Raw genomic sequence first — 4228 nt, forward strand, 5'->3', positions numbered from 1 at the left:
GTGGTGCGTTCGGGGTGGATGGCACGGCTCGAGGAGGAAGGCGCGGCGGGCACGGCGCGAGCCGCGAACGTGCTGAAGGCCGTCCGGCTCGTCGATCGCCTCGAAACCGAGCGCCACCTGGGGCTGGCCTCCACGGCGCGCGCGCTGGCCGACGAGCTGGCCGTAGGATTGAAGGAGGCGCCCGGCGCGTTGTCGGGAGCCGGCGGCGACGTGGTGAAGATCATGACCATCCATGCTTCGAAGGGGCTGGAGTTCCCCGTCGTGGCGTTGGCCGACTTCGCCGACGCGCGCGCGGGAAGCGGCAAGCTTCTGGTGGAGACGTGCGGTGCCATCGCGCGCGCCTCGTTGGCGCCCGCAGCGTCGTTGGAGGCGTTTCCCCAGCTGGCGAAGCGCTCGGGCGCGGCTGCGGCCGGCGACGGCGAGGATGATGCCGATCTGCTGGCCGCTCGCCGTCTCGTAGAAGGGGAGGATGGGCCCGCGTGCGCTCTCGGCGCTTCGTCGTGCACGCAGGCGGCCTACCGCGCCCAGCTCGCGCGCCGTGCGGCCGACGAGGAGCTGGCCGAAGCGCGTCGCAAGCTCTACGTGGGCCTCACGCGTGCCAGCGAGGCGCTTGTGGTGGCGATGGACGCGAAAGCTCCCTCGGCGGGCAAGCCTCCGGCGTACGCCCCGCTCGTCGACGATATCCGCAGCGCGCTGTGCGGCGACGGCGATTTTCCCGAGGGCGTTGCCGAGCTTCCCTACGGCGGCACCGCGCCGGCCCGCTTCGAGCGCATCCTCGTGCAGCCGCCGGAGCCGCGCGCCGAGGAGGGTGTCGAGCCTGCGCCCGAACCGCGGCTGTTCTTCGTGCCCGTCGTGGACGACGCTTCGCGGTCGACGCTCTTCGCGGGAGGTTCGGCGCGCGACGATGCGTTCTCGTACTCGTCGATCGCCCCGAACCCGGTTCCGGCTCCGGCGGGCGAGGGCGCGCCTTTCGCCGCGGACGCGGACAAGGCGACGGATCTGGGCAGCGCCTTCCATCGGGCTGCGCAGCTGGCCGTCGAGACGGGAAGGGTTCCCGACGCTGCGCGCCTCGGCGTGCTCTCCGAGGCGTACGCTCTATCGACGGGACAGCGCGCGCGGCTGGCCGATGCCTGCGAGCGCTGGTTCTCCAGCGCGACGTACGCCGAAACGCTGCAGTGGGGGCTGCGGCGCGCCGAGGTGCCGTTCTTCGTGCCGATATCCGATGCGTTCGTGGAAGGGGAGATCGATCTTCTCTGCACCGACGACGCGCAGCTTGCGGGCGCTCGTGCGCTCGTGGTGGACTATAAGACCGGCGGTTCGGACGGCGAGGCGCCGGAAGCGCTGTGCTCCAAGCACCTCCTGCAGGCGCAATGCTACGCCTATGCACTGCTGCGGCAGGGCTGCGTCGAGGTGGAGCTGCGCTTCGCGCGCGTCGAGCGCGAGGATTCGGCGGGGGACATGCAAACCGTGACCTACCGCTTCACTGCCGAAGATCTCGACGGGCTGGCCGTCCGCATCCTAAGCGCCCGAAGGGCGTAGCGTTTTTCGCTGCGGGCCACCCGCTTCCGATGCGCCTTGACAGCATGAGTCCATCGCGTAGAATGTAATCGTCCGATTACATTCTACGCGAAATAAAACACCCCCCCCATCAGGTATAATAAGGAAAGTTCGGCCAGAATTATTATTCTCTCAGCAAAAAGGTCATAAATCACGACTGAACATTGTTCAAGGCATTTGCTAGGATGATTGACGGGCAGGGGCGCGGTGTGATGGAGTGCGTAGCGAGTATTGTCAACACCCGCGCCCCTCGAGGCGTTTCCGGGGCTTACGCCCTGCGCCTGCCGTAGCGCTCGTAGGCCTGCGTCACCTGCAGCTCGTACTCCTTGCGAGTGCCCTTGACCACCGTGTCCAGGATGAGGCCGCTGGCGAATGCGAGGATGCCGACGAACACGAGGGCCACGGCCAGCAATGCGGAGGGCAGGCGCGGTACGAGGCCCGTCGCGGCGAACTCCCAGATGACGGGGATGCCGGCGATGAGGCCCAACAAGCAGAACAGAAGCGCGAGCCAGCTGAACAGCGCGAGCGGGCGATAGTCCTTGAACAGCGACATGATCATGGCCAGCACCTTCATGCCGTCCGAGAACGTGTTGAGCTTGCTCTCCGATCCTTCGGGGCGGTCGCGGTAGTCGATCGGCACCTCGGCGATGCGCCAGCGCTTGTCGACGGCATGGATGGAAAGCTCCGTCTCGATCTCGAACCCGGGCGAGAGCACCGGCATGGTCTTGGCGAACACGGCGTTGAAGGCTCGATAGCCGGTCATGACGTCGGAGAACTCGAAGCCGTAGATCCATTTGATGAGCGTGCGCACGAGGTCGTTGCCGAAGCCGTGGAACGCGCGGTCGTTCTCCTCGCCGTAGGTGCCGTTGGACAGGCGGTCGCCCACGCTCATGTCGGCCTCGTCGGCCATGAGCGGCGCCAGGAGCTCCGGCGCGGCCTCGGCGGGGTACGTGTCGTCGCCGTCCACCATGACGTAGTAGTCGGCGTCGATGTCGCGCAGCATCTGGCGCACCACGTTGCCCTTGCCCTGGCGGCGTTCGGCCCGCACCACGGCGCCGTGCTCGGCCGCGATGGAAGCGGTGCCGTCGGAGGAGTTGTTGTCGTAGACGTACACGGTCGCTTCGGGCAGCACGCGCCTGAAGTCGTCGACCACCTTGCCGATGGTTACGGCCTCGTTGTAGCAGGGGATGAGCACGGCGACGGTGCCGCTCTGGGCGCGCGGCGTATCGATCTTCTGATCCACGAATCACTCCTCGGTTCTGTATAGGTGAGGTTCATCCTACTCGAAACGTCGGGCTTGCGCCAGACGGCTCCGTTGTTTTCCAGATGAAACCCGGTAAGGAAGCCGTTTTCGACCGGTAATATTGTGCCCGGCGCCTCCTGCTACAATGAAGAACGCCCGCTACGACTGGAAGAGGGGCGTCCTCCCTATGGAACTGATTACCCGCTCGCGCGAGCGGCGGCGCATCGCCATCATCGTGGTCGCGCTCGTCCTTGCGCTTCTGATCGCGCTCGCGTACACGATCGTCTCGTCGCGTCAGGCGACGGCGGCCGCGGTGGAAACCATGAGCGAAGTGTACTTGCAAGAGCTCAGCAACCAGGTCATCTCCCATTTCAACACCGGCATCGACGGCAAGTTCTGCCAGCTGGAAACCGTGGGCAGCTCGCTTGAGCTGTACGACCCGGAGAATCTCGACGAGGTGAGGGATTTCCTCGCCTGCATGGAGGCGGACGATGACGAGTACGCCTACCTTGCGCTGCGTGGCAGCGACGGGCTCTACTACACGTCGTGGGGCTCGGACGCCGCCTCGGATGAGGAGCTTGCCGCCCGCAGCGAGCTGGGGCTGTCGTATCGGGACGCGCACGGCCACGACGTGATGCTATACAACGGAACCATCGCGCTCGTGGATTCCTTCGAGCCCGTTACCTGCGGAGGCGTCACGTTCACCGCCGTCGTCGCCGGGTTCGGCGTCGACACCGTTTCCGGGAAGCTCAACCTCGATCTGGTCAATGGCAGCGCGCGGTCGAGCGTCATCGGCTTCGACGGCACTTGCATCGCAGGATGCGATGCCGAGGGGCTGTGCAACGGCGAGAACCTGTTCGACGCGTTGGAATCGAGCGCTCGCCTCGACAAGGGGTACAGCATGGACCAGGTGCGAGAAGCCGTGGAGAACGGGGAGACGTTCCTGCTTCCCTTCTGGTGCGGGGGCCATCACGAGTACCTGTACTTTCGGCCGATGAGCAATCAAGACTGGTATCTGTGTACCGCCATGCCCTACGGCGTGGTGGACGAGGACGTGGCGGGACTCAGCTGGGTGCTCATGCAGAACGCCGTTCTCATGGCGACCATGATCATCGCGGTCATAGCCATCTTCTTCTCGATCTACTATCAGCTGGTCAAGCGCAACACGCGTCTGCTGTCGGACGAGAAGAACCGCGCCGAGCGCGCTTCCGAGGAAGCGCGGCGCGCCAGTTTGGCGAAAAGCGAGTTCCTCTCGCGCATGTCGCACGAGATTCGTACGCCGATGAACGGCATCATGGGCATGACCGCCATCGCGCTCGAGAATGCGCACGACGAGGAGAAGGCGCGAGCCTGCCTCGAGAAGATCGACGTGACGTCCGAGCATCTCATGGCGCTCATCAACGACATCCTCGACATGAGCAAGATCGA

The 4228-nt window shown here is 65.5% G+C and carries 3 protein-coding genes; 2 read left to right on the forward strand and 1 reads right to left on the reverse strand.

Annotated features, from left to right (window positions below; all coding sequences use genetic code 11):
• Nucleotides 1–1539: 3'-5' exonuclease (locus ACMO6A_RS09630; RefSeq protein ID WP_418471165.1), on the forward strand; the 1539-nt coding region annotated here is incomplete at its 5' end.
• Between the two features lie 286 nt (nt 1540–1825).
• Here the strand turns inward: ACMO6A_RS09630 and ACMO6A_RS09635 are convergent.
• A complete protein-coding gene (locus ACMO6A_RS09635) occupies nt 1826–2800 on the reverse strand; it encodes a glycosyltransferase family 2 protein (protein WP_009304630.1) in 975 nt (324 codons plus the stop codon).
• Nucleotides 2801–2987: 187 nt separating this feature from the next.
• Here ACMO6A_RS09635 and ACMO6A_RS09640 point away from each other — a divergent pair.
• A partial coding sequence (locus tag ACMO6A_RS09640; protein ID WP_418471166.1) for a sensor histidine kinase occupies nt 2988–4228 on the forward strand: 1241 nt, incomplete at its 3' end.

This window comes from Eggerthella sp., assembly GCF_048329335.1.
GTDB lineage: Bacteria > Actinomycetota > Coriobacteriia > Coriobacteriales > Eggerthellaceae > Eggerthella > Eggerthella lenta.